Origin of the sequence: uncultured Brachyspira sp., assembly GCF_944388875.1 — a bacterium.
Classification (GTDB): Bacteria; Spirochaetota; Brachyspiria; order Brachyspirales; family Brachyspiraceae; genus Brachyspira.
Genome location: NZ_CALXKQ010000003.1, coordinates 182,221 through 208,340, shown reverse-complemented (window position 1 = coordinate 208,340; position 26,120 = coordinate 182,221). Strand labels below are relative to the sequence as shown.

Sequence of the window (26,120 nt, the reverse complement as noted above, 5' to 3'; positions counted from 1 at the left end):
TATTTATGAAATGTTATATTATAGATGCTTTTGCTGATAGTGTTTTTAATGGTAATCCTACTGCTGTTTGTATATTAGATAAAGAAATTTCACATGAACTTATGCAGAATATTGCTTCTGAGAATAATATTTCAGAAACTGTATTTACTATAAAAAATAATAAAGATAATAATTATGATGTTTATTGGTTTACTCCAGAATGTGAAATAGATTTCTGCGGACATGCCGTACTTGCTGTAGGATATGCTATATTAAATTTTGCTGAAAAAGGTTCTAATGAAGTTAGACTGAACACTAAAGAGGGTATATTAACTATTAAAAAAAATGCTGATTTATATGAAATGGATACTCCGAAATATAATTTAAAACCTATAAATATTACAGATGATATAATAGAAGCTATAGGAGGTATTAAACCTATTGAAGCATATATGGGACGTGATATAGTATGCGTATTAGAAGATGAAAATCAGGTAATTAATGCAAAAGTAAATTTAGAAAAAATAAAGCAGTTAGACGGATTATTATTTCATATTACTTCTATTGTGAAAGATAAATCTAATATCAATTATGATTGTGTAACTAGAACTTTCGCTCCGAAATTAGATGTTGATGAGGTTGATGTATGCGGTTCTGGGCATTGTCATATTATACCTTTATTATCTTCTAAATTAAATAAATATTATTTTGAGGCATTTCAATATTCTAAAAGAACTGGAGTATTATACTGCAATATAAAAGATAATAAACTTACTATATCAGGCAAAGCATGTTTATATTGTATTTCAGAGTTATTTGTTTAGTAAAATAATTAGTAAAAATAAAATAAAAGAATAAAAAATAATTAAGAATAAAATTATAAGGAGAGAATATATGAGTACATTAAAAGATGAAATATTTAAAGCAATTACTGATATGAAATCTAAAAACCCATTAGTTCATAATATAACAAATTTCGTAGTTATGCAGATTACTGCTAATGCCTTGCTTGCTGTTGGGGCTTCTCCAGTTATGACATTTGAAAAAGAAGAGTTTGAAGATATGCTTTCTATTGCTTCCTCACTTGTTATTAATATAGGTACTTTAACTAAAAGTTCTATAGAGGCTATGCATAGTGCATGCGAGATAGCAAATAAAAAAAATGTGCCTTTTGTACTTGACCCTGTAGGAGCAGGAGCAACAAAATTAAGAACTAAAACAGCTGTAGATATAATGAAAAATTATAATCCCAAAGTAGTAAGAGGTAATGCTTCAGAGATAATGGTTCTTGCTGGTGAAAGTATAAAAACTAAAGGAGTAGACAGCACGGCAAATGTTAATATGGCATTAGAAGCTGGCAGACATTTAGCTAAAGAGTATAATACGGTTGTAAGCATAAGCGGAGAAACAGATATTATAACAGATGGAAATAGAGTTTTATATGTAAATGGAGGTTCTCCTTTAATGCCTCTTAATACTGGTATGGGCTGTACTTCTACTGCAATTACTGCTGCTATGCTTGCGGTGTCCGAACCTTTAATTGCTGCTTCTTCTGCTATGTGCATAATGGCTGAGGCAGGTGAAGAGGCTTCAAAAAAGGCAGATGCTCCTGCTAGCTTTGCTGTTTCATTTATTGATGAGCTTTATAAACTTAATATTAATAATGCTTCTAATAGGGTAAAAGAGTAATAATTATATAATTTTGTATTATGCAAAAATTTCTTTTTAGTATATAATCTATAAATACATTTTTATAATTTAAAAAAGGATTATATAAAAAATGAATATTAATAGGCTAAACAGAGTTATTAAATCAATGAAAGATAAAAATATCTATCAATTTGTAATAACTGATAGAATGTCCATATATTATCTTACAGGTATTAATATACATTCAGGTGAGAGATTTTTAGGGCTCTATATTAATCAGGATAATGAGATTCATCTTATTAACAATCAGCTTTTTCCTTTAAATAATGATGATATAGATATTTTATACTATTCTGATACAGAAAGTGCTGTAAAAAAATTATCGAAATTTGTTCATAAAGATAAAAATATAGGTATAGATAAATCAATGACATCTAATTTCTTATTAGAGATGATAGAGATTGATATTGCTGAAAATTACATAAATGCTTCGCCTTGCATAGATTATGTCAGAATGCAGAAAGATGAGGAAGAGATAAAAAAGATGATTAAGGCTTCAGAGATTAATGATAAAAGCATGAATGATATTATTAATTTTGCTGAAGTAGGTATGAAAGAGATTGATGTTTTAGAAGAGTTAAAACTTACATATAGAAGAAACGGAGCTGATGATTCTCTTTTTTCATTTGAGCCTATTATAGCATTCAGAGAAAATGCTGCTAATCCTCATTATTCTACAGGAAATACAATAATAGAAAATAACGGATGCTTGGTTATAGATATGGGATGCATATATGATGGCTATTGTTCTGATATGACTAGAACTATATTTTTTGGCAATCCTGATGAAGAGTTTAAAAAAATATATGATATAGTTAAAACTGCAAATGAAAGAGCTATTAATAAAGTTAGTGAAAAAGTTAAATTTTCTGATATAGATAATGAGGCACGTTCTTATATAACAGAAAACGGATATGGTGAATATTTTACTCATAGAACTGGACATTGTATAGGTATGGATGTACATGAATATGGGGATGTAAGTTCTATTCATCATGCCCAATTAAAAGAGGGTATGATATTTTCAATAGAGCCTGGAATTTACTGTCATAATAAAAAAATAGGTGTTAGAATAGAAGATTTAATACTTGTAACTAAAGACGGACATGAAAATTTGAATAGCTTTACAAAAGAAATGATAATAAAATAATATTGATATGAAATTAACATAATAAAAATCTTTATTTGACTTTAATTAAAATTTACAATATATTTGTTATATAGTATATTAGTAAGGTTTTTTATATGTCGTATGACTCTATTGATAAATTACAATTGGCTTTAGCAAATACTACTTTTAAAAATAGAAAAGATAGTAAAAAAGCTGCTGGCAGAGCTTTAGGTACATTTGTTGAAATTATAACATACTATTTTTTAAAACTTATTGGTTTGCAACATAATATATGTATAGAATATAAAATACCAGAATATGCCAATATGAATATTACCCATAATGTAGAGTTTACATTGCATGGTTCTGAATTAGTTTATGAGTATAAATATAATTTGGAAAAATTACCTATAAAAGCAAATAAAATTTTTAATGACAATAAAAATATTTTAAAAATTAATAATGTTAATCTAATAGATAAAAATAATATTATATATAATGCTAAAAGACTATGTTATGATGATAAATTTATTTATAATGCTTATGTAAATACAGATGAGCAATTTATAAAAATATATAAATTAGTAAATAGACCATTTGCTATGTTTGAGTGTAAAAGAGTTGGAGTAGAGGCAGGTAATAAAAAAGGTCCTCAAACAATAGAGAAAGCAAAGCAAGGTGCTTATGTATCGAGAGTTGTTTCTTCTTTTCAAAAAATAAGAAATTATGATGGAACTCTTTTAGGTGTTTTATCTAATAATAATAGCGGCTTTAGTTTATTTAATTATTATGATAAACTGGATGAAATTATATCTACTTCTAAATTAGAATTATTAAAAGATTTCATATTGACAATTGGTATTGTAAGCAATCATGGTAATTGGTTCATTAGTGATAATCCAAATAAAGAGTTAAAAATTTTATCGCAATCTTATGATTATTTATTATTTTTAACAGACAATGGAATAACACAATTTATAGAAACTTTATTACTGAGTAATAAAAAAGAATATGATGATATAAAGTATGCTTTTAAAGAAAGCTATTCTCCTAGTATTAAAAATGTGAATATATTTACTAAGTCAAAAATATATTTAAAAGCGGATATTGCTTTAAATAAATATTTTTATAATTATTTTGAAAATATAAAAAAATGGTTCAATGTAATATCTCCTAAGGGTTTAGATTTAGATTCTATTATTGTTAATATAAAAAAATTATTAGAAAAAGATTGGAAAGAGGTTTATAAATGAGTGCTGGAAGAAATGTAAATTCTCAATCTCAGGATTGGTGTACCCCATTAAAATATGTAAAAGCTATAGTTGAAATGTTTGATGGCAACATAGAACTGGATCCATGTTCCAATAAGTATTCTATAGTAAATGCTAAGACAGAATTTATGCTTCCGTCAGACGGATTAAGTAAATTATGGAATTATAGAACAATATATGTAAATCCTCCATATGGAGCAGATAGAGTAAGGAAAACTACAATAAAAGATTGGATTAAAAAGAGTTATGAATCTTATATAGAATTTGGTTCAGAAATTTTATTATTAGTTCCTGTTGCTACAAATACTTCTCATTGGAAAAATTATATTTTTGGAAAAGCAGTTTCTATATGTTTTTTATATGATACAAGATTAAAATTTATAATAAATGGTAATGATAATAATAAAGGTGCTCCAATGTCTTGCTGCTTTATTTATTATGGAAAAAATATTGACAAATTTCAAAATATATTTATGAAATTTGGAGCAGTTGTAGATATTAGTAATTTAATAAATAAAGATATAGGATATTATAGAGAAGTATATCAAGAAACTTTTTTAATTCAATAAAATACTTAAAAATCTTTATTTGACTTTAATTAAAATTTACATTATTATTAATATTTGTATTATAATATTTTTTATTTATAAAAGGGTTAATCATTATGGAAAAATATACTGTAGAAGAATCTATGGAATTAATTACACGCGGTATAAGCGAAGTTATAGGACTTGAAGAGATAAAAGAAAAATTAAAAAATGGAAAACAATTAACAGTAAAAGCAGGTTTTGACCCTACAGCACCTGATATACATTTGGGACATACTGTACTTTTAAGAAAGATGCGACACTTTCAATTATTAGGTCATAAGGTTGTATTTTTGATAGGAGATTTTACAGGAAGAATAGGTGACCCTTCTGGAAAAACTAAGACAAGACCAAGACTTACTTTAGAGGATGTTTTAAAAAATGCTGAAACTTATAAACAGCAGGTATTTAAAATTTTAGACCCTGAAAAAACGATAGTTGAATTTAATTCAAAATGGCTTGAAAAAATGAGTTTTGCCGATGTATTGGGATTGACTTCAAGATATACGGTAGCACAGATGATAGAAAGGGATGATTTTGCTAAGAGATATAAAAATGGTCAGCCTATAAGTATGATGGAATTTCTTTATCCATTGGCTCAAGGCTATGATTCTGTTGCCTTAGAATGCGATGTTGAGCTTGGAGGAAATGATCAAAAGTTTAATTTGCTTGTTGGAAGAACTTTAATGAAAGAGTATGGATTATCACCTCAGGCAGTTATTACTGTGCCGTTATTAGAAGGTTTAGACGGTGTTGAGAAGATGAGTAAATCTCTTGGTAATTATATAGGAATATATGACAGTGCTAAAGATATGTACGGTAAGGCTATGAGCATACCAGATAATTTAATATCTAAATATATGGAGCTTCTCACTGATATACCTATAGAGAATATTAAAGATTATGTTAAGTCTATGGAAAATGGTGAAAACCCTAGAAACATAAAGGGTATATTAGCTAAAGAGATAGTAAAAATATACCATGGAGAAGATGAGGCTAATAATGCTGAGGAAGAGTTTAAAAGGATATTTAGTTCTAAAGGACTTCCTGATGAAATTGAAGAGGTAGCAGTTAAAAAGGATGATAATATTTTAAATATATTATCTGTTTGCATGTCTTCTGAAAGCAAATCTAATTTGAAAAGACTTGTTTCTCAAGGCAGTGTTAGTTTAGATAATGAAAAGATCAGCGATATAAATTCTGTAATTTCAAAAGAAGGTATTTTAAAAGTTGGCAAACGCAATTTCTTTAAAATAAAATTTTCTTAAAATAAAAATGATAATTGAGTTTTAGAGGATATAATGCGAATCTTAATATTATTATTTACATTATTTATATTAAATGTGTGTTTATATGCACAGGATACTAATATAAATACTAATATGGTAAATAATAATATTCCAGCAAGTGAAAATGCAATAATGCAGATAAATAGATTTGATGCCAGAAGAAATCCAGTATCATTTATTAATTTGGTAAATTTTACTCCTTTCTATGTTCTTAGAGAATATGCTAGAGTCAATAACATAGAAATATATCCTTATGATACAGAGGCAACTTTAAGGGCAAGAATTATAGAAAGACAGGTTAATGTTAAAGCAGAGATGGTATCAGGCAGCGAGCAAGTAAAGGAGGTAGCAAGAACAACTATTAATAGGGGAGGAGCTCAAGTTGAATTGATAGGAGCAGATTTTGTAGAGCGTTATGAGATAAAAGAAGCAGATGAGGAACTTATATCGCTGTACGGCAATGTTACTATGCGTATGTATAATAACACTTTAATTGCTGATAAGGTTGTTTATAGTTTAAAAACAGGTGAGGTTTTTGCGGCTGGAAATTTGACTGTAAATGCAGGTGAAAGTACTCTTACTGGCGAATGGTTCATGCTCAATAGAGATGATAAAAAGGGAGTTCTATTCGGAGGCGGTACTAAGTTTCAGGTATTTACAGTTAAAGGCGATATAATTAAATTTAATGATGAAAGATTTTTTGCTGAAAACAGCAGCGTTAGCTTTTCACGTTTAACACCAGTAGCCCATGATTTTTTAACAAGCCGTGTTTATTTATGGGATACTAAAAAAATGATGATATTTAACAGTATTTACAGAGTAGGCAGACAGCCTGTATTTTATTTTCCTTTGTTTATGCAAAACTATATGGGTACAGGTATTATATCTTCATTTGGGGAATCCTTAAGAGAAGGCGTATATATGCAGAACTCTAAAATATTTGATATATATGGTGTTCAGCATAAAATAAGATTTGATGCTTATCAGAAATTAGGTTTTTTAATAGGCGACGAGATAAGATATACAAGCCAATATAATGATTTTGCTTTAGATGCCATGTTTGCTTTGGGAAGGCAGTATTATTTGCTGGATTCATATATCACTTCCAGCATAGGATATGGAACTAGATATGTTAACTATTTTGCAAACGGGCAGTCAGGTAAATTTGTACCTAGATATAAATTTGAATATGATCATACTCTGCAATTATACAGCAGTGAAAATATTAATAGTTATGTTACTGGTAAGTTAAATTTAAATAGTGATTTATATTTTAAATCGGATTTTTATAATCAAAGAGGACGTTTTGATATATTGACGTTTTTCACTTCAGTTACTGGTAATTTGCAGGATATTGGAGATTCTTATCCTGAAAGTTATATAGAAAATTCTGTTTATATAAATAATAATATATACGGTGTAAATTTAAAAGCAGGTGCTGAATGGGATTTGGAAGCTGTAAGAAATATATCGGTTGATGTTAATACAAATTTTGATTATTATATGCCTAAACCCTATAAACTTGTTCTGCCGTCTATTGAAGCGAGCTACAGTTCAGTATTCGGAGATGAAACTTCTTATTATTTCCCAGATCTTAGATTAAATTATGATTTAAGAGCCAGCTATAATCATACTATTAATTATAAAACATCTGAAGGTATTGCTTTTTATAATAATCCTATGTTAGATGATCAATTAAATGATAAGCTTGCAGAAAGAGATTATTTAGATTTATACGGCGGATTATCAAGAACTTTTACTAATGATTTTTTGAGATTTGTACCTAGCGTTAATATAGAATATTCTTATCAAAATAGTATTGATCCTTCAGCAGAAGATTTAATTTATGATAAGGATAATACATATTTAGGATTGGGGGCAGGCGTAAACTTTTCTATGTTTTTGCCTTATAATATTTTACCTTATAACTTTACTCATTATTTTGAACCTATTGTAAGATGGGATACAACTTATAGTTTAGGATACAGATTTAAAGAAAAATATATTGATACAGATTCTCTTAATTCTCAAAATGGGGAATTTAATTCTCATAATTTAACCACAAAATTGACTGTAGGAGGTACAGGATATAGTTTATTTTTCCTTCCAGATTTAAATCTCAATTTGGAATCATTCATAAGAACAGGATACGATTTCAGACCTACATATAACCCTGAAACTCAGCTTTATGAAGTGGAGTTTTCTACAAACAATATGCTTACCACAGAGGTTGGTTCTTCAGCTAGGCTTTATTATAATCAGTCTTATATATCTTATGATATTTCCAGAAACATGCTTGGTACGAATTTAACACTTAATCGTATTACTTCATACTTTCATTTTCCTATACCTCTTGGAAAAATAACAGATTGGATACTTATAAAAAATAATAGGAAGCCTTTTTTTGATGGTGTTATTAATGATTTTAATTTGTATTTTGGTTTTGCTTTTACGCATGATTTTATCAATTATAAATATAATACAGCGGCATTTACATTTGGTATAGAGTTGCAGGTAATAGATCAATGGAAATTTAGAATAGCTACTACAAGTGCTAATGAAAAGGCTTACAGATATATAAAATCTTATGCTGAGAGAGAGAATGAAACATGGGTAAATCCGTTTTGGGATATTATAGACTCATTTAATTTCAAAAATTCTCAGAAAAGAACAGAGAGTTTATTTAAGCTGCAGTCTATAGAGGCTAGTATTTGGCATGAATTAGACGGATGGCAAATAATGGCTAGTTTTGCTGTAAGACCTTCTACTCTCCCTTCAGATATTACCAGCGGTTCAGTTAAAGGAATTTATTGGAACAAGGAGTTTTGGATTGAATTTACTCTTACAGACTTTCCAGGTGTTGGTTTGCCTAGAAAAGAATATGATCTTAACAGTACAATTACTGATTTACAGGATAGTGCTGCAACTACTGTTACACCATAATAAATAGTATTTAATAGGATTATTTTATGAAAAAAATTTTGTTTGCAATTTTATTTTTTTACTCTTTTATATATGCACAGCAGATTGAAGATACTAATGAAACATTTATAAATATTAATAATGACAGAGGAATAAGTGTATTATATGATGCTATAGATAACAATGATATTGAGTATATAAAGGAACTTATAACAAATAATATAGACTTAAATGTTAGGCTTCCTGATAATTATGATAATAATTTGTCTGGGGCTACTCCTCTCTTATATTCTATATATAAAAATAATTTAGATATAACAAGGCTTTTAATAGAAAACGGAGCTAATTTAAATATTAAAGATTTTAAAACTTGGAACAGTATAATGTATGCTGCTGCTTTTTCTGATATTAATACACTTTCTTTGATAGTAGAAAAAGATGAAACTTTGATTGAATCTAAAACAGAATTTGATGTTAATGCTCTTCATATAGCAAGCGATCATAATAATCTTGATGCGATAATGTATTTATGCACTAATTCTAATATAGATATAAATGAAAGGGATATAGACGGATGGACTTCACTTTATCATGCTGCCAATTCTAAAAGTATGGAGGCATATAATCTGCTTATAAGATTGGGGGCTGATACTAATATAGGAGATAATAATGATGTTTTACCTTCAGAAGTTTTAGCTAAAAAATTAGAGAATGAAGCTAATCAGATTAGAGAAATTGACAGGGATTTATTAAAAGCTATAGAGGATAATAATATTAAAGGCATGAGAGATTTAATACGTTCTGGTGCTAATATAAATACAAAAGACGGATACGGATTAAGTGCTTTGCATTTTGCAATAAAAAATAATAATCCTGATGCTGTTAGACTTCTTCTTGCAAATAGAGATATAAATTTAGAAGCAGAACTTCCTGAAGGATACTTTACTCATTTAGTTAATGATCAGGCAGATGCCATCTATATAGGTAAATCCACTCCTCTTTTATATGCCATATTTAAAAGCAGCGGCAATAATGATATAGTAAATATGCTTATAAGAAAAGGGGCAAATGTAAATGCTAGGGATGAAGAAGGGTGGAGTACTTTTTTATATGCTGCTTCTTTTGGAAATCCTGATATACTTAGAAGGCTTTTATCTAAGAATAGAAGACTAATAAATACAAAGACCAAAAATAATTCCACAGCTTTGCAGATGGCTGTTGTTTACGATAATTTAGAAAATATTAAATATTTAGTAGAGAGATTAAAAATAGATATAGATGCACAGGATGATGACGGATGGACTGCTTTGTATTATGCTGCAGCAAATAATAAGAAGGATGCATATAAACTTCTTCTAAAATTGGGTGCTGATAAAAGTATTACAAATAATGACGGATTAAAACCTGCTGATGTTTTGAAATAAATCATATTTTTTATATTGTCATTAATCAATTATAGCTGTATAATTATGTTTACTGGAGGAATTAAGGTTTATTATGAAAAAAATATTATATGCTGTTATATTAATTATTTGTTTTAGTATAAATATATTTGCTCTTACTTCAAAGGAAGAGGAATTTTTTAATGCCATAAAAGAAAATCAATATGAAGCACAATTAAAAAATCTTTTAAGATATAAAATTGATTTAAATGCTACAAATGAGAGAGGATTAACTCCGCTTTTGTATGCTATTGAATGCGGTAATGAGAGGGCTATAAGAGTATTGCTTGAGTATAAAGATGTTAATATAGAATATAAACTTCCTAATGAATATGCAGATTATCCAAATATAAATAAATACGAAGGCGACAGCTTTAATATAGGAGGAGCTACTCCTTTAATGTTTGCTATATTCAAAGCTAATTCAAAAATAGTTAAGCAGCTTATAGATAAAGGGGCTGATGTTAAAGCTAGGGATAATGAAGGAACTTCTGTATTTTTGTATGCATGCAGTTTTGGTAATGGCAATATTATAAGAATGCTTCTTGTAAAAGATAGAACTTTAGTTAATGACAAAACTCCTAATGACAATATTAATGGACTTCATTATGCAGCTTCTCTTAATAATTTAGAAAATATAAATTTTTTAGTTAAAAATGTTAATATGAATATTAATGACAGAGATATAAACGGATGTACTGCTTTATATTATGCCGCTTATCATGGAAAAATAGAGGCTTACAATCTTCTTATTAAACTTGGTGCTAATAAGGATATAGGAGATAATTACGGAGTAAAACCAGAATATGTTTTATCAGGAGGAAGTTCTACTGTTGATTTAGGTGATAATTCTGATAACAATAATGATAATTCATTTACAAATACTTATGAAGAAAATATGCTTATTGTTAAAACTATTCAAGCATCAGATATTAATACTTTAAGAAATATAATGATGTATTCTAATTTTAATATGAACTCTGTGATTATAGCTTATGAAACTCCTCTCACTTACGCTATACATCTTGGTAAAGACGATATGGTTAATGAACTTTTAAAATATAGAATTGATAATACTAATATTATAAATATAGAAACTTCTTTTATGCCTGCATACGAAGTATATTTTGATGAAAGCAGGGCAGAGTTTACAGGCAATGTATATTTGGGAGATGCAAGTCCTTTGCAGTATGCAATATTCAAATGCAATACTAATATAATAAATACTCTTTTAAAATACGGAGCAGATATAAGCAGAAAAGATAGTTTAGGAAATAATGCTTTAATGTATGCATCCAGCTATGCAAATGCTGAAGTTATTGATACGCTTTTAAATTACAGCAGCAATTCTTATAGAGTTGTTGATATATATGGTGATACTCCTTTACATAATGCCGCATTATTAGGAAATACTAATACTTTGACTGCGCTTATGAATAGAACTCCTATAAATATAAATGCTCAGAATATTGACGGTAATACTCCTTTGCATTTGGCTGTAAAAAATCATAACAGTAATACATACAGATTTTTACTGTTAAAAGGTGCCGATTATACTATAAAAAATTATGACGGCAAAACAGCTTCTGATTTATTATATGAAGATGGTATAGAGAGTATAGAAAGTATTACAAATTCATTTAATAATAATACTATTCCTTATAATGATACTGAACAAAATAATGATGCCAATTCATATAATTTTAACAATAATGAATTTAATGAGGTTAGAGTTGCCTTTGCTGATGATTTAATATACGAGTATAGCGATGAGGGCAGTTTGGATGATGATTATGTAGAACCTGATACGGATGATGATTATTCTGAAATTTATGAGGCAAACAAATCTATTTTTGATGCTATATACAATGATAATATAGCTGGTATATTAAAAGCAGTTTCAAATGGTGTTAATATAAATTCTAAAAATAAAGAAGGTTTTACTCCTTTGCTTTATGCTATTAACTATGATAAACTTGAAGCTGTAAAAGCACTTCTAAGTTTCAGCAATATTGACATAGAAATGCCTTTAAATAATTATTCTAATACTTATTCTCTGAAAGGAAAAAATTTCAGCGGAGAAGTATTATTTAATGGAACAACTCCATTGCAGTATGCCGTATATAAAGGAAATACTAATGCTGTAAACTTGCTTATAGAAAACGGAGCGGATACAAGAAAAAAAGATTATAACGGATACAGCAGTTTATTTTATGCTTCAGCTTTTTGTAATCCTGATATGATACACTTTTTACTTACAAAAGATGCTAGTTTAACTAGAGAAAAATCATTAAGCGGAAGAACTGTCATCCATTATGCTGCTATGTACGGAAATGATGAGGCTATATCATATTATTTATCTAATACCTTTTTGAGTATTAATGCTCAGGATAATGACGGCAATACTCCTTTGCATTATGCTATAGAAAAAGGCTATAATAGTACTGTAAATTTACTTGTAAGACGCGGAGCAAAAATGGATATAGAAAATAATGCAGGCATAACAGCATCAGATTTATTAAAGCAGTAAATGTTTGATATGTATTATAATTGTTTTGTTTTTTGATAATCACATATAATTATATATTATATATCTGTAAATTAATTATATTGTGAAATTGAAATATATTACATCTTGTATATACTATATAGTAGTATGAAAAATCATAATATTTGAAGGAGTTTTGAAATGAAGCCAGAAAAAAGTAATCTTTTTACACCTTTAAAAATAGGTAATCTTGAAATAAAAAACCGTGTAGTAATGCCTCCAATGTGTATGTACAGTGCTGAGGACGGATATGTTAATGATTGGCATATTCAGCATTATTCTACAAGAGCTATAGGAGGAACAGGACTTATTATTGTTGAAGCTACTGGAGTACTTCCTTATGTAAGTTCTATTACTGATAATGACTTAGCTATATGGGATGATAAATATATTGATGGTTTAAGCAAACTTGTTAAAGCTATTAAAGATAATGGAGCTGCTGCTGCTATACAGATTAACCATGCTGGAAGAAAATGTGAATCTGTAAAAATTGATAAAATATATGCTCCTAGTGCTATAGCATTTAATGATAAATACAGAACGCCAGTTGAAATGACTAAAGATGATATTAATGAAGTTGTTGATGCATTTGTTAAAGCATTTGTTAGAGCTAAAAAAGCTGGTTTTGATATGATAGAAGTTCATGCTGCTCATGGTTATTTGATTTCTACTTTCTTATCACCATTATCAAATAAAAGAACTGATGAATACGGAAAAAACAGGGCTAAAATATTAGAAGATATTTTAAGAAAAGGAAAAGAAGCTGTAGGCAAAGATTATCCTATACAGATAAGAATATCATCTTATGACTGGAAAGAAGGCGGAAATACTGTAAAAGATTTTGCTGATATGTTAAAACCTTTAGAAGATGAAGGATTATTTGATGCTATCAATGTTAGTACAGGTGCTGTTACTGCTGACGGTAAAATTATTCCTTATGACGGATATCAAGTTCCTTTCTGCAGAGAATTAAAACTATATATGAAAGTTCCTTGCATAGGCGGAGGACTTATATATGATCCTAAAATGGCTAATATGATGGTAAGAAACGGAGCTGCTGATGCTATTTATATAGGAAGAGAAATGTTAAGAAATCCTTATTGGGCATTGCAGGCTGCTAGAACTTTAGGTATAGATGTTCCATTCCCTAAACAATATGAAATGGCTAAAAGATAATTAAATATATTTTATTAGCATATTCAAGCCTAATTATGCATTATTTGTATAATTGGGCTTTTTTATTGTCTTGTTAATAATAGAAATAATAATATATTATTTCTATTATATATAGATATGAAAAAATTATTTATTATATTTGTTTTATTTATTGGTATATATTCTGTCATATATACATTTACTCAGGATGAAAATGATTTGCTTATGGCTGCTGAAACTTCAAATGTTGTTATGGTTAGAAGGATATTAAATGAAAAAAATGTTAATGTTGATATATGCGATAAGTACGGAGTAACTCCTTTAATGCATGCTGTACTTAATAGAAATATATATATACTGGAGTTATTATTAAAAAATAATGCTAATCCTGATATGAAAAATGACAGCGGTAAGACGTCTTTGATGTATGCATGCCAGTTGGAGGAGTATGATATAATAGAGATGCTTTTATGGTATAAGGCTGATATTAATATAACAGATAATTATAAATCTACAGCTTTAATGTATTCTGCAAACAGCAGTGCTGATATTATAAAACTGCTTTTAGAATATGGTGCTGATATTAATGCACAAAACTTGGATGGTAAAACTGCTTTAATGTATAATGTTTTAAATAGTGCAGATGCTGATATGATTAATACATTTATTGATTTAGGAGCTGATATTAATATTCAGGATATTCATGGTTATACTGCTTTAATGTATGCTGCTATTTTAGATTATAGAAATTTTGCAGAGATATTTATAAAAAGCGGTGCGGATGTTAATAAAAGAAATAATTATAATAAAACAGCATTAACCATGGCAGAAGAGAATAAAAATTATAAAATGGCTGAGATTTTAATAAAAAATGGAGCGGTGAGATAAATTTTATAATATTGACAATTTTTATTCTTAATACTAAAATTATAATATAAAAAGTTATATAACTAGGAGGAAAATCGCATGAAAGATGTTGTTATAGCAATAGATATTGGAGGAACTTCTATGAAGGGGGCAGTTATAGAAGAAAGCGGAAATATTTTATATAAAGATAATTATGATGTAAATCCTAGTTATAATACTCAAGAGCATAAAGAAGCTATATCGTGGTTTGTAGAAAAATTAAAAAATAATATACCAGATGGATATAAAGCCGTAGGTTTAGGTATAGATTGTCCTGGTGTTATGAATAGAGATACTTTACATATTGGAGGAGCTGAAAATATACCTGGTCTTAAAGGATTAAAATTTTCTGATATAGGCGATAGATTTAATCTTCCTACACAAACTGCTAATGATGCTAGTATGGCGGCATTAGGAGAGGCTAAATATGGTACGGGAAAGGAAAGAGATTATCAGTCTGTAATGCTTGTTACTTTAGGTACTGGGGTAGGAGGAGGATTAGTTCTTAATGGAAAATTATTTACTGGTTCTTTAGGAGGTGCTGGAGAAATCGGACATGTATCTGTAGTACCTGATGGAGATAAATGCAACTGCGGTTCAAGCGGATGTATTGAGCGTTATGCATCTGCTACTGGTTTTATTGCTATGGCTAAACAAAAGATACATAAAGGCGTTATTCCTACATCTTTAACTTATGAAAAATTGGACACTGGAAAAGCTAAGGCTTTATTTGATGCGGCTAAAGAGGGTGATATTCTTGCTAAAGAAACTATTGCTGAATGCTCATATTATTTAGGCATGTCTATAGCACAGGCTTTGAATATGCTTGATTTGGATTTAGTTCTTATAGGAGGGGGATTATGCAGGGATTTTGATATGATGATAGAGCATATTAAAAGAGGTGTTAGAAATTACGGACTTAGAATGATGGTTAATAATGTTGAAATAAAACCTGCTTCTTTGGGTAATGATGCAGGTGTTTTTGGATGTGCAGCTTTATTTTTTAAATGATAAAATAAGAATTAATAGCCTATACTATTTTAGTATAGGCTTTTATTTTATATTTGTTTTTATTAATCCCACCAAAAATACCAAACACTTGATTTTAATAATGTACCTGCTAATTTTCCAATATCATAATTTTCGCTATATTGATCAACCCTATCCAAACAAAAATAATAATGCTCTATAGCAAGTTCTCTAGCTTCTTTTTCTGTTTGAGGCTGTTTTTCTACAAAAAGCTCCCAAGTATCATAACCTACTACCGCAGGATAGGCATTATATTTTTTATACCAATATTTGAAAATAGCGGCTTGAGTTTCAGGGTTAGGGCAGTCATTGAATCCGCCCATAGGTATATAGCATGCCAATTCATAAGGATTTGTAGTAGGAATTTTTGCTAATATTAAATCAACAGTTTTTTCTATTTTAGAATCATAATAAGATTTATAATCATAATAAGAACCAAAACTATCAAATACTTCAAAATCTTCTGCTATAGGAGCATTGAATGATTTTTTTATTTCTTCGATATACTCTTTATCATCATAAATATCTTCAATATTCTGATTTAAATATTGTTTATAATCTATTTCTTTGGATTTTTCTATATATTCTGAAATGAATTTTCTTGAATCTTCAATTTCGCAGTCATTATCTTCCAAAAAAAAATATAACTGTTCACTTAATGTATCTGTAGGTATTATAATTAGAGGAGTATATCCTTCTTTTTTCCCTTTTTCCAAATTTTCTTTATACCAATTCATTATTTTACTATCATCTTCAAGTCCGCCTTCAAGTATTTCATAATCGCATTTTAAAAAATCTGTTATAAATTTTATGTCTTCATTCATACGTTTTCTCCAAGATATTTTGATTATTTAATAATATATATTAAATTGTCAATTATTTCTAGTTATAAGATTATTTGAGAATATGGTGAAATTTAATTTATAGTTTTTGAGTATATATGAATTATTAATAATGCTTTTTATTTTTTTTGGTAATTTTTATCATTTTATAATATTTTCTACTTGACAAAAAGTATTATATAGTATATTGTTAGAATATACAAACATGAATAAAAGGAGTTATATGATGAGCTTAATTAATAAGAAACTTGTAGATTTTAAAGTAGAAGCATATCAAAACGGAGAGTTTAAAACAGTTGAAACAAAAAATGTATTAGGTAAATGGAGTGTATTCTTTTTCTATCCTGCAGACTTTACATTTGTATGTCCTACAGAATTAGCTGATTTAGGAACAGTTTATGATGAATTAAAGAAAATTAATTGTGAAGTATATTCAGTTTCTGAAGATACACACTTTGTACATAAAGCTTGGGCTGATGCTACTGAAACAATTAAAAATCTTAAATATACAATGCTAGGAGATCCAACAGGAGTATTAGCTAGATTTTTTGAAGTATATGTAGAAGAAGAAGGAAAAGCATTACGCGGCAGTTTCATTGTAAATCCAGAAGGATTAATTAAAGCTTATGAAGTACATGATATGGGTATTGGAAGAGATGCTAATGAATTATTACGTAAAGTACAGGCTGCTCAATATGTAGCTGAACATGGCGGTGAAGTTTGTCCTGCTAAATGGAAACCAGGTGCTAAAACATTAAAACCAGGAATTGATTTAGTTGGTAAACTATAAATTATAATACCATAAATTAAAAGGGCATATAATTAATTTTATATGTCCTTTTTTTGTTATATATTATATTTTTTAATTATACAAATGATAAAAAATTTTCGGATAGATTCCTTTGTATTTAGAGTAACTATCTATGATTATTTTTTTAATGGATAAATGAAAATGTTACATTTATAATTTTAAATAATTTTCATATATAATCTTATCAAGTAGTTTTAAAACAAGTCTAATATTTTAATTTTTAATAATTATACCGTAATATAATTTTATTTTTTGGGTTTAAATATTAATGATATAGAGTTTACACAATGCCTTGTATTTTTATCTGTAAGATGTTCTCCTTGAAATACATGCCCCAAATGTCCTCCGCAGTTGTTGCATGTGATTTCTATTCTATATCCGTCTGCATCTAAAGAACGTCTTACAGCCCCTTTTATCTCATCATCAAAACTAGGCCATCCGCAATGAGATTTAAACTTATCTTCTGAACGGTATAACTCAGCACCGCATTGTTTGCAGCAATAAATACCTTCTTCAAAAAAGTCATTATACTCTCCTGTAAATGGATATTCTGTTCCTTTAAATATAATAACATTTTTTTCTTCTTCTGTAAGTTCTCTTTTTTCCATAATATATTCTTAATCTCCTTTTTATTTGATTTAAAATTATAAAAAACTATTTATAATATTTTTTATTTTATCATTTGAAATTTCTTTTATATTTATAATATCTTTAGGTTTATCAATATTTGAGTATATTTCTTTTTCAAATATTCCTACATCATGCCAATTATTATTTTTATATCCTGCATTATGATAAGTTCCTATAAGATTAAAGCCTAATGAATAATGCAGTTTTTCACTTTTATCATTTGGTATTGTAACTTTAGAATATATATTTTTTATTCCTTGATACTTTAAAATTTCTATAATTATAAAGCATAATTTTTTTCCTATGCCTTTAGAAGTGTTTGAATTATCTATATATACTGACAGTTCAGCATTCCAGTTATATGCCTCTCTATCCATAAACTTATTAGCATAAGCATATCCTATTATTTTATTTTTATCGTTTTCATCTTCGCATACTAAATACGGATATTTTTGAGTTATATTTTCTATTCTTTTTTTGAACTCTTCTTCTGTTGGAAGTTTGTATTCAAATGTTACAGATGTTTCAATATATTGGGAATATATTTTTAATATTGACAAAGTATCTTCAGTATTCGCTAATCTTACTTTCATTTTATTCCATCCCATAATAATATTATATATAATTTATTCTAGTTTTCAATATTTAAATAGGTTATAGTATTGACTTTTTTTTATTATATGATACCATCTATTAAACCGATTATATTGGTAAACTTTTCCATAATAGCAAAACGTTCTTAAATTATTCATCCTTTTATAGAATATAAAAAAGACGTTGTTACTTTAATTTTTAAGTAATCAAAGCATTATGATTTTTATAATACTAATGTTTTTTAATAATGTATGAAATTTATGGATAGGGTGCCGTAGTCGGTACTCTATTTTTATTTTAAAGGATATGATTATGTCATTACCAGTTATGAAAGACCTTTTAGAGGCAGGCGTACATTTCGGACACCCAACTAGAAAATGGGATCCTAGAATGAAACCATTTATTTTCCAAGAGAGAAATGATATCTATATCATTGACCTTATGAAAACTTTAACTTATGTTAAAAAAGCTTATGATGCTGTTAAAGAAATGGCTAGAAACGGAGGAAATGTTCTTTTTGTAGGAACTAAAAAACAAGCTTCGCAAAGTATAAAAGAAGCTGCTGAAAAATGCGATATGTACTATGTTAATAATCGCTGGCTTGGCGGTATGCTTACAAATTTTGCTACTATCAAAAAAAGTATTGCTAGACTTAAAAGAATAGAAAAAGAAGAAGTTGACGGCACATTCGATAAATTACCTAAAAAAGAGGTTATTTTACTTCTTAAAGAAAAAGAAAGATTAGAGAAAAACTTTGCTGGCATAAAAGATATGGAAAACTTACCAGATATGCTTTTTGTAATAGATCCAATGCAGGAAGCTATTGCTGTAAGCGAGGCTAGAAAACTAGGAATACCTGTAGTTGCTGTAGTAGATACTAATTGTAACCCAGAAGTAATTGATCACCCAATACCAGGTAATGATGATGCTATCAGAGCTATTAGTTTATTTGCAGGTGTTGTTGCTTCTGCTGTTATAGAAGGACAAAATGAGGCTGGAAAAGAAACATTATCTAAAACAGAAGCATCTTCTGAAATAGCCGAAGAAGTTTATGATAACAGTGCTACAGAGGCTGCTGAAGCTATTGCTGAACAGTATGGTGTTTCTGAGGAAGATGATAATTAATTATTAAAAATAATATAAAAAATAATATAAAGGATAAATTTAATGGCAAATATTAGTATGGACACTATCAAAGAACTTAGAGAGCGTACAGGCGTTGGTATAATGGATTGTAAAAAGGCTCTTCAGGAAACTGATGGTGATATGGATAAGGCTATTCGCCTTCTTAAAGAAAAAGGTGCGGCTGTTGCTGCTAAAAAAAATGAACGTACAGTTAAAGAAGGTTCTATAGGTTTTTGTGTTAATGATGACAGAACTAAAGCTGCTTGTATAGAACTTCAATGCGAAACAGATTTCGTTGCTAAAAATGAATTATTTATTAATTTAGCTAAAGCTATATCTAATACTGCTATGGGACTTGATGAAGTTTCTGTAGATGCACTTTTAAATGCTAAAGGTCCTAATGGGGATACTATTCAAGGTATGATTAATGAAGGCATACAGAAATGGGGTGAAAAAACAGTACTTGCTGAAGCTAAAGTTATGAAAACAGATGGTTTCTTTGGTACTTATGCTCACTTCAATAATAAACTTGTTGCTGTGGTTGAATTCGATGTTAAGCCTAAAGGAAAATGTATTGAAATAGCAGATCAAATTGCTATGCATGTTGCTAGTGAAAAACCTTTAGCATTAAACAGAGAGGGCATAGATCCTAATGCTGTAAAAGAACAAAAAGAAATATTTGAAAAGCAAGTAAGAGAAGCTGGAAAACCAGAAAATATGATAGAAAAGATAGTTGATGGTAAAATGAGTTCTTGGTATTCTGAGTCCGTTCTTATAGACCAAAAATTATTTACTGACAATAAAATCTCTATTAAAAGTTTAATAGATAAAATTTCTAAAGAATCTGGTTCTAATGCTAGTATCAAAAACTTTGTAATAATTTCTTTAGGTTTATAATAAAATAATATTTGATATGCTTTTATCTAAAAAAGGTTATGATAATAAATATCATAACCTTTTTTATAATAGAGTATAATAAATGAGCTAATCTTAACTTACATTAATCGCTGAATGATATAACACCTTCAATGATAGCTTCAAATCTTTCTGGTTCTATGATCATTACAGTATCATCAATTTTTAAGTTAGGGGCAAAATCACCTATACTTATTAAGAATGAGTGAGCACTCTTATATACTCTTGCATATTCCATAAATTGATCCACTGTTTCCTGTCGCATAGGATATCCTGAAGTATCTAAAGCAAATGTACTCTTATATGACTGTCCTTCAGAACCAAATTTCTTAATAGTAACAAAGAATACCAATGTATCAGATTTCTTAGTATGATCTGTAACTACATATCCATTCAATGTTAATATTCTATAGAAATATTTTTCCAAATATTCTATAATATCCATTTCCAAAGCAGTTCTGAATGCATTGTTGGCAATAATAGAACTATATGTTTTTAATTTTTGATCAACATCCAAATATATATTTCTAACAGACTTAATTATTTCCCATTGTTTTACAGCAGCCTCAAACTGTTTATTTTTAACTAAAGTTTCTGCATATCTGTATCTTTCATCTACAACTTTTTCATTTGGTACATTTTCTTTGTTCAATACCTGTCCGTAATACTCTCTTGCTTTAGTATAATTTCCAAGCTCATAATATGAATTGGCAAGATTTAAGGATATAGCATCCTTATCTGATATTTCATTACTGTCATAAGCAATTTCCAATTCTTTAATGGCATTTTGGAAATCCCTGCTTGCTGATAATATTTCACCAAGCAATAGGTGATACTGAGCATTAGAAGAATCTAAAGCAATAGCCTTTTCTATATTCTGCTGAGCAGCATGGTATGAACGTATTTTATAGAAACAATATGCCAACATATATAATAACTGCGGATTGCTGTCATTATGTGCTACGGCTAATGAAAGGTATTTTTGAGCCTGCACCCATTCTCCGTATTGATAGCATACGCTTCCTGCTTTAAATAGAGAGTCGTAATCATTATCTCTTATTTTTGTTATCATATCATATTCATCTATTGCTTTTTTGGTATTTCCTGTCTGTTCATATATCTTTGCTAAAAATTCTCTTACAGTTAACTCTGTTAATTCTTTAGAGAAATATGCTCCATCTATCATATTCTGCAGTGCCGCCATAGCGAGTATATATTGCTGCTGTTTATAATACATATTAGCACTCATCCATAATATATTAGTATCTTTCTTATATTTAGGGTCTAAAGTATTAATCTCTCTCATGGCTACATCATAATTTTCTTCATTATAAGCCTGAACAATTTTTTTGAGTTTTATAGGGTATGACCCGCTTTTTATAACATAGTTAGTTGCAAAACCTAATAAAACTATTAGCACTAATATTACAATTAATGAAGCTTCCACGATTCTTTTCCCTTTTTATTATTCATAATATATAACTGGACTTCCAGTTTCTTCTGATTCAGTTAAAGCATCTTTGATTTTTTTCATCAAATTGTCTTTTATAACATAAACAGACATTTTATTTGATTTATTATTTGAAAAATCAAATCCGCTTACAGCCATAGATATATTAATATCCATGCTTTCACCATTATATTCAAAGTTATAATTTTTTAATGCCTTATAATATCTTTTAGTAGCTTTCCAAGATTCCTCTTCATTAGCATATATCATAGAGTATATAATATTTTCTTTAACTAAACACTGATTTTCACCTATTCTGGCATTTTTCTTTATTGCTTTAATAAGTTCCTCTTGAATCTTATTGTATCCTTCCTCTCCAAAATCTTCAATTATTGATTCATAATTTGATATTTTGAATGCTATTACTCCGATAGCATGCTTATATCTTTGAGAAAATGCTATAATATTTTTTATAGTATTAGAAAATATTTCATATTCTGAATTTTTTACTTTTGTAACTTGATAATTATTCTCATCTTCTTCATCATCTAATATTTCATCTTCTATACTATATCCCAAATTATATAATATAGTTTTATACATGAATATAATCAATTTTTTCATACTGTATGCTAACTGTATTGATATGAAAAATAATCCTACAGATAGTATAGAAGTATAAAAACTATAATCCTTTTTATATAAAAGTTTTTGTATTTCTGGTACATAACTAAGTGATAGTATTATTATTAATGATGTAACTATAAAGAAAAGCAAATTTTCTATAGTTTTACTCAAAGAACTATATGTTTTTGTAGGCTGCATTAATACTATTATAAAAGCATATAATATAGATATTCCAATCCATATCCATACCCATACATCAAGAGCATACAATAAATACACCATAAAATTTTGCTGATTTGATGATATAAGAAGTATATAAATAGGTATAATAACAGCACTGTATATTAATGTACTTATCATAGCAGCAAAAAAGCCGTATATATATGATTTTGATAAGTTTATTTGTTTAGCTTCCATATAATTACCTAATTTTTATGCCATATTGTATTATCATACTTAGGAGCAGCTTGTCCAAATACTTTCATAATCTTTTCTAGCTCTAATCTATTGGAGTATAGAACATATTCCAGCCCTTTTCTGCCTTTACTTATAGCCGCAATAAAACTTTCTTCTGTTACGCAAACAGCATTAGCTCCCAATGTATAATATTTAAAGGCATCAGCTCCATATCTAGGGGATTCTGCAAGTATGGTTATTTGCATTTTATGATTATTATGCAAATTAAACGCCACTCTATTTATAGTATCGGCAACTTTTTCTATACCTTTTAATGCATACTTGTTATTATTTGAAAAATATATACTATTTGCATGAGATGAATTAGCATTATGAATATCATTATCGCTTGATATGCCTTTTATTATTACTGGTATATCTATTTGTTTTATCATTTTAGATAATTCTTTTTCACTTTTTATATATACTTTATTTAAATAGTTCAAATTATAGCAATATGAGAAATCTATACCTACAGCACATGCACCGTTTTTTTCAGCTTCTCTTAATCTCTGAGATAACACTTCCTGAGGATTATTAGCATCAAGCATTATTATTCCTCTTTTATTTCCTTTAATAGTTCTTATAGATAATTCAAACAATTCTTCATTATTAAAGTCATTCAATATAGTTAATACCTCGCAGTTTGAGGCTGTATCCATTAATATTTCATAATATTCTCTTATATCTATAATTCCGTCTATCACTTCTTTCAAATTATGAATGGTATCTATTATTATAGGCTGGGATACATGCATATTAAATAGAGTAGTTTCTAAATTTACATCTTTTTCTTCATGTATAATACTTGGAGTAAAGCAATAATTGGATAATCCTGTTTTTTCATCAGCATTAATTTTGAATATATATCCTGCATCATGTTTGGATGCAAGTTTTTCCTGAGCAATTCTTTTAATTTCTTCTATTGTTATATTTTTTTCATCGGTAAGCCTAAAATGAACAGCACTCATAGCTTTATTTGCTATTGCTATTGCTTCGTCCCTTGTACTTCCTACAGTTATAATATTTCCAGCTTTTTCCAAGTTATTAGTAGGCGTAACTAATATATCTCCTGCTTTCGTTTTTATGAATACCTCTTTAACGCCTTCTATTTTTTTGGCATTTTCAACACCGTCTATAGATTCTATTATGCCGGTTCCAGGAAGAAATGCTTTTTCTACAGAAACTTTATTCCATTTTGGTTTTAAATCGCTTGGAGGGTTGCCTAGTGCTATCTCTATTGCATTTTTTATCAAATTTACACCAGTAGAAAGAGGGTAGGTATATGCACTCATAAATCCGCCTGAAAGTCTAGCAGCAATTTCTCCAACCATAGCACCATTTTTAGTTACTTTTATATCACCTTTTGCAGCACCAATCTTTAAATTCAGTGCTTTTATTCCATGCTTCATTACATTTACAGCATCTTCTATCTTTTCTTTTTCCAAAGCAGAAGGCATAATATGTCCTGTTTCTATAAAAAATGGAGGAAATTCTATTATCCTGTCAGCAACACCAGTAACATGTATTTCATCATTATATATAAGCATATCAATAGAAAGCTCAGGTCCGTCCATAAACTCTTCTATTATAACCTCTCCAGAAGGCGATGCACTTTTTGCTCTATTGAAAGCTGCTAATATATCATTTTCATTAGCTACTTTCATTACTCCTCTTGCCCCCATATTATCAGCAGGTTTAACAACAACAGGCTTATTTAAATGCTTATATGCCTCCATAGCCTCTTCATAATTCCATACTGGGAAAAAATCAGGCTGCGGAACATTATTTTTCTTAAATCTCTCACGCATTCTAATCTTATTTGAAGCAGCATAAGCATCTTCAAATCTGTTTCCAGGTAAACCTAAAGCATTTGCAACAGCAGCAACAGTTGTAGAAGCATCAGTTCCTACAGTAATAACTCCATGAATTTCCATTTTTTTGCTTAAATCTCTGGCAGCCCTAACACTACCATCAACATCTCTAGTGGATACAACCATTGGATGATCTGCTATTTTCATTCCATGTGCATCTTTATTATAATCAAAAACTATCGTATAGAGTCCCATTTCCTGTGCGATTTGTATAGCTGGAACCTGCAATAGTCCAGCTCCTATTATTATTATACGTTTGCCTTTCATCGAATATTGCCTTTTTATTTAGTTTAAAATATTCCTTAATAGTGTTATTAGTATCGAAATTTAAATACTAAACTAAAGAACTTTATGTTTTTATATAATTGACAATTTTTACTATATAAATAAAATATTATAAATAATTTTATTTTGGAGATTCTAATGGAAATAGAAGGTAAAAAAGAAGAATGCAGTTTTGATAATTTTATGGCACTGGATATTAGAACTGGTACCATAATAGAAGCAGAGGATTTTCCTAAGGCTAAAAGACCTGCGTATAAATTAAAAATTGATTTCGGACAATTAGGTATTAAAGTATCATCAGCTCAGATTACTAAATTGTATAAGAAAGAAGATTTAATAGGAAGGCGTATAATAGCCGTTGTTAATTTTCCAAAAAAACAAATAGCTAACTTTTTTTCCGAATGCTTAGTATTGGGGGCTGTTAAAGACAATGGAGAAGTAGTATTATTGACCACAAAAGAAGAATGTGAAAATGGTGTATCTATAGGTTAAATTATTTATTGAAAAATATTTATAATTTATATATAATCGGTTACATATATTCTAAATTATAGAGGTTTTT

Annotated in this window: 22 protein-coding genes; 16 read left to right on the top strand and 6 right to left on the bottom strand. The window is 28.5% G+C overall.

What is annotated here, in order from left to right:
* The first annotated feature begins 5 nt into the window (after positions 1-5).
* The 12 genes from Q0J69_RS04370 (at position 6) to Q0J69_RS04315 (ending at position 15,931) form a co-directional block, all read left to right on the top strand.
* On the top strand, positions 6-803 hold the full coding sequence (locus Q0J69_RS04370; protein ID WP_297204626.1) for a PhzF family phenazine biosynthesis isomerase: 798 nt from the start codon (positions 6-8) through the stop codon (positions 801-803).
* A gap of 70 nt (positions 804-873) precedes the next feature.
* On the top strand, positions 874-1,668 hold the full coding sequence (gene thiM / locus Q0J69_RS04365; protein WP_297204624.1) for a hydroxyethylthiazole kinase: 795 nt from the start codon (positions 874-876) through the stop codon (positions 1,666-1,668).
* Between the two features lie 91 nt (positions 1,669-1,759).
* The gene (locus Q0J69_RS04360) at positions 1,760-2,839 is read left to right on the top strand and encodes a Xaa-Pro peptidase family protein (protein ID WP_297204622.1); all 1,080 of its coding nucleotides are present in this window, start codon (positions 1,760-1,762) and stop codon (positions 2,837-2,839) included.
* 95 nt (positions 2,840-2,934) lie between these two features.
* Positions 2,935-4,053 carry a hypothetical protein gene (locus tag Q0J69_RS04355; protein ID WP_297204620.1) on the top strand — a complete coding sequence of 373 codons (1,119 nt, stop codon included), beginning with the start codon at positions 2,935-2,937 and terminating at the stop codon, positions 4,051-4,053.
* A complete protein-coding gene (locus Q0J69_RS04350) occupies positions 4,050-4,640 on the top strand; it encodes a DNA N-6-adenine-methyltransferase (protein ID WP_297204619.1) in 591 nt (196 codons plus the stop codon). Before Q0J69_RS04355 ends, Q0J69_RS04350 begins: the two co-directional genes overlap by 4 nt.
* 95 nt (positions 4,641-4,735) lie before the next feature.
* Positions 4,736-5,926 (top strand): tyrosine--tRNA ligase, encoded by a 1,191-nt coding sequence (gene tyrS / locus Q0J69_RS04345; RefSeq protein ID WP_297204618.1) that lies wholly within the window; start codon positions 4,736-4,738, stop codon positions 5,924-5,926.
* A gap of 33 nt (positions 5,927-5,959) precedes the next feature.
* On the top strand, positions 5,960-8,890 hold the full coding sequence (locus tag Q0J69_RS04340) for an LPS-assembly protein LptD (protein ID WP_297204617.1): 2,931 nt from the start codon (positions 5,960-5,962) through the stop codon (positions 8,888-8,890).
* 26 nt (positions 8,891-8,916) lie between these two features.
* A complete protein-coding gene (locus tag Q0J69_RS04335; protein WP_297204616.1) occupies positions 8,917-10,293 on the top strand; it encodes an ankyrin repeat domain-containing protein in 1,377 nt (458 codons plus the stop codon).
* 73 nt (positions 10,294-10,366) lie between these two features.
* Positions 10,367-12,841 carry an ankyrin repeat domain-containing protein gene (locus Q0J69_RS04330; RefSeq protein ID WP_297204615.1) on the top strand — a complete coding sequence of 825 codons (2,475 nt, stop codon included), beginning with the start codon at positions 10,367-10,369 and terminating at the stop codon, positions 12,839-12,841.
* A 159-nt stretch (positions 12,842-13,000) separates the two neighbouring features.
* Entirely contained in the window at positions 13,001-14,035 is a 1,035-nt protein-coding gene (locus Q0J69_RS04325) for an NADH:flavin oxidoreductase/NADH oxidase (RefSeq protein WP_297204614.1), read from the top strand.
* Between the two features lie 117 nt (positions 14,036-14,152).
* Positions 14,153-14,902: an ankyrin repeat domain-containing protein gene (locus tag Q0J69_RS04320; protein ID WP_297204613.1), complete on the top strand. Its 750-nt coding sequence runs from the start codon at positions 14,153-14,155 to the stop codon at positions 14,900-14,902.
* A 78-nt stretch (positions 14,903-14,980) separates the two neighbouring features.
* Positions 14,981-15,931, top strand: a complete 951-nt coding sequence (locus Q0J69_RS04315; protein WP_297204612.1) for an ROK family protein — start codon at positions 14,981-14,983, stop codon at positions 15,929-15,931.
* Positions 15,932-15,993: 62 nt separating this feature from the next.
* Here Q0J69_RS04315 and Q0J69_RS04310 read toward each other — a convergent pair whose 3' ends face one another.
* Positions 15,994-16,773: a DUF4253 domain-containing protein gene (locus tag Q0J69_RS04310; RefSeq protein ID WP_297204611.1), complete on the bottom strand. Its 780-nt coding sequence runs from the start codon at positions 16,771-16,773 to the stop codon at positions 15,994-15,996.
* A 244-nt stretch (positions 16,774-17,017) separates the two neighbouring features.
* Here Q0J69_RS04310 and ahpC point away from each other — a divergent pair, with 244 nt between their 5' ends.
* Entirely contained in the window at positions 17,018-17,581 is a 564-nt protein-coding gene (gene ahpC / locus Q0J69_RS04305; protein WP_297204725.1) for an alkyl hydroperoxide reductase subunit C, read from the top strand.
* Positions 17,582-17,847: 266 nt separating this feature from the next.
* On the opposite strand, the gene Q0J69_RS04300 is transcribed toward ahpC, so the two are convergent.
* Positions 17,848-18,210 (bottom strand): methionine-R-sulfoxide reductase, encoded by a 363-nt coding sequence (locus Q0J69_RS04300; protein ID WP_297204610.1) that lies wholly within the window; start codon positions 18,208-18,210, stop codon positions 17,848-17,850.
* Between the two features lie 36 nt (positions 18,211-18,246).
* A complete protein-coding gene (locus Q0J69_RS04295) occupies positions 18,247-18,825 on the bottom strand; it encodes a GNAT family N-acetyltransferase (protein WP_297204609.1) in 579 nt (192 codons plus the stop codon).
* Between the two features lie 313 nt (positions 18,826-19,138).
* On the opposite strand from Q0J69_RS04295, the gene rpsB reads away from it, so the two are divergent.
* The gene (gene rpsB, locus Q0J69_RS04290) at positions 19,139-19,951 is read left to right on the top strand and encodes a 30S ribosomal protein S2 (RefSeq protein ID WP_297204608.1); all 813 of its coding nucleotides are present in this window, start codon (positions 19,139-19,141) and stop codon (positions 19,949-19,951) included.
* A gap of 42 nt (positions 19,952-19,993) precedes the next feature.
* A complete protein-coding gene (gene tsf / locus Q0J69_RS04285; RefSeq protein ID WP_297204607.1) occupies positions 19,994-20,848 on the top strand; it encodes a translation elongation factor Ts in 855 nt (284 codons plus the stop codon).
* Positions 20,849-20,951: 103 nt separating this feature from the next.
* Here tsf and Q0J69_RS04280 read toward each other — a convergent pair whose 3' ends face one another.
* Genes Q0J69_RS04280 through Q0J69_RS04270 form a run of 3 tightly spaced genes read right to left on the bottom strand, consistent with a single transcriptional unit; the run spans position 20,952 to position 25,540 of the window.
* Positions 20,952-22,313, bottom strand: a complete 1,362-nt coding sequence (locus Q0J69_RS04280; RefSeq protein WP_297204605.1) for a tetratricopeptide repeat protein — start codon at positions 22,311-22,313, stop codon at positions 20,952-20,954.
* Positions 22,314-22,331: 18 nt separating this feature from the next.
* Positions 22,332-23,360, bottom strand: a complete 1,029-nt coding sequence (locus Q0J69_RS04275; RefSeq protein WP_297204603.1) for a hypothetical protein — start codon at positions 23,358-23,360, stop codon at positions 22,332-22,334.
* 8 nt (positions 23,361-23,368) lie between these two features.
* On the bottom strand, positions 23,369-25,540 hold the full coding sequence (locus Q0J69_RS04270) for an alpha-hydroxy-acid oxidizing protein (protein WP_297204601.1): 2,172 nt from the start codon (positions 25,538-25,540) through the stop codon (positions 23,369-23,371).
* A 156-nt stretch (positions 25,541-25,696) separates the two neighbouring features.
* On the opposite strand from Q0J69_RS04270, the gene Q0J69_RS04265 reads away from it, so the two are divergent.
* Positions 25,697-26,050, top strand: coding sequence for a tRNA-binding protein (locus Q0J69_RS04265; RefSeq protein ID WP_297204599.1), 354 nt, complete (start codon positions 25,697-25,699; stop codon positions 26,048-26,050).
* Positions 26,051-26,120 lie beyond the last annotated feature (70 nt).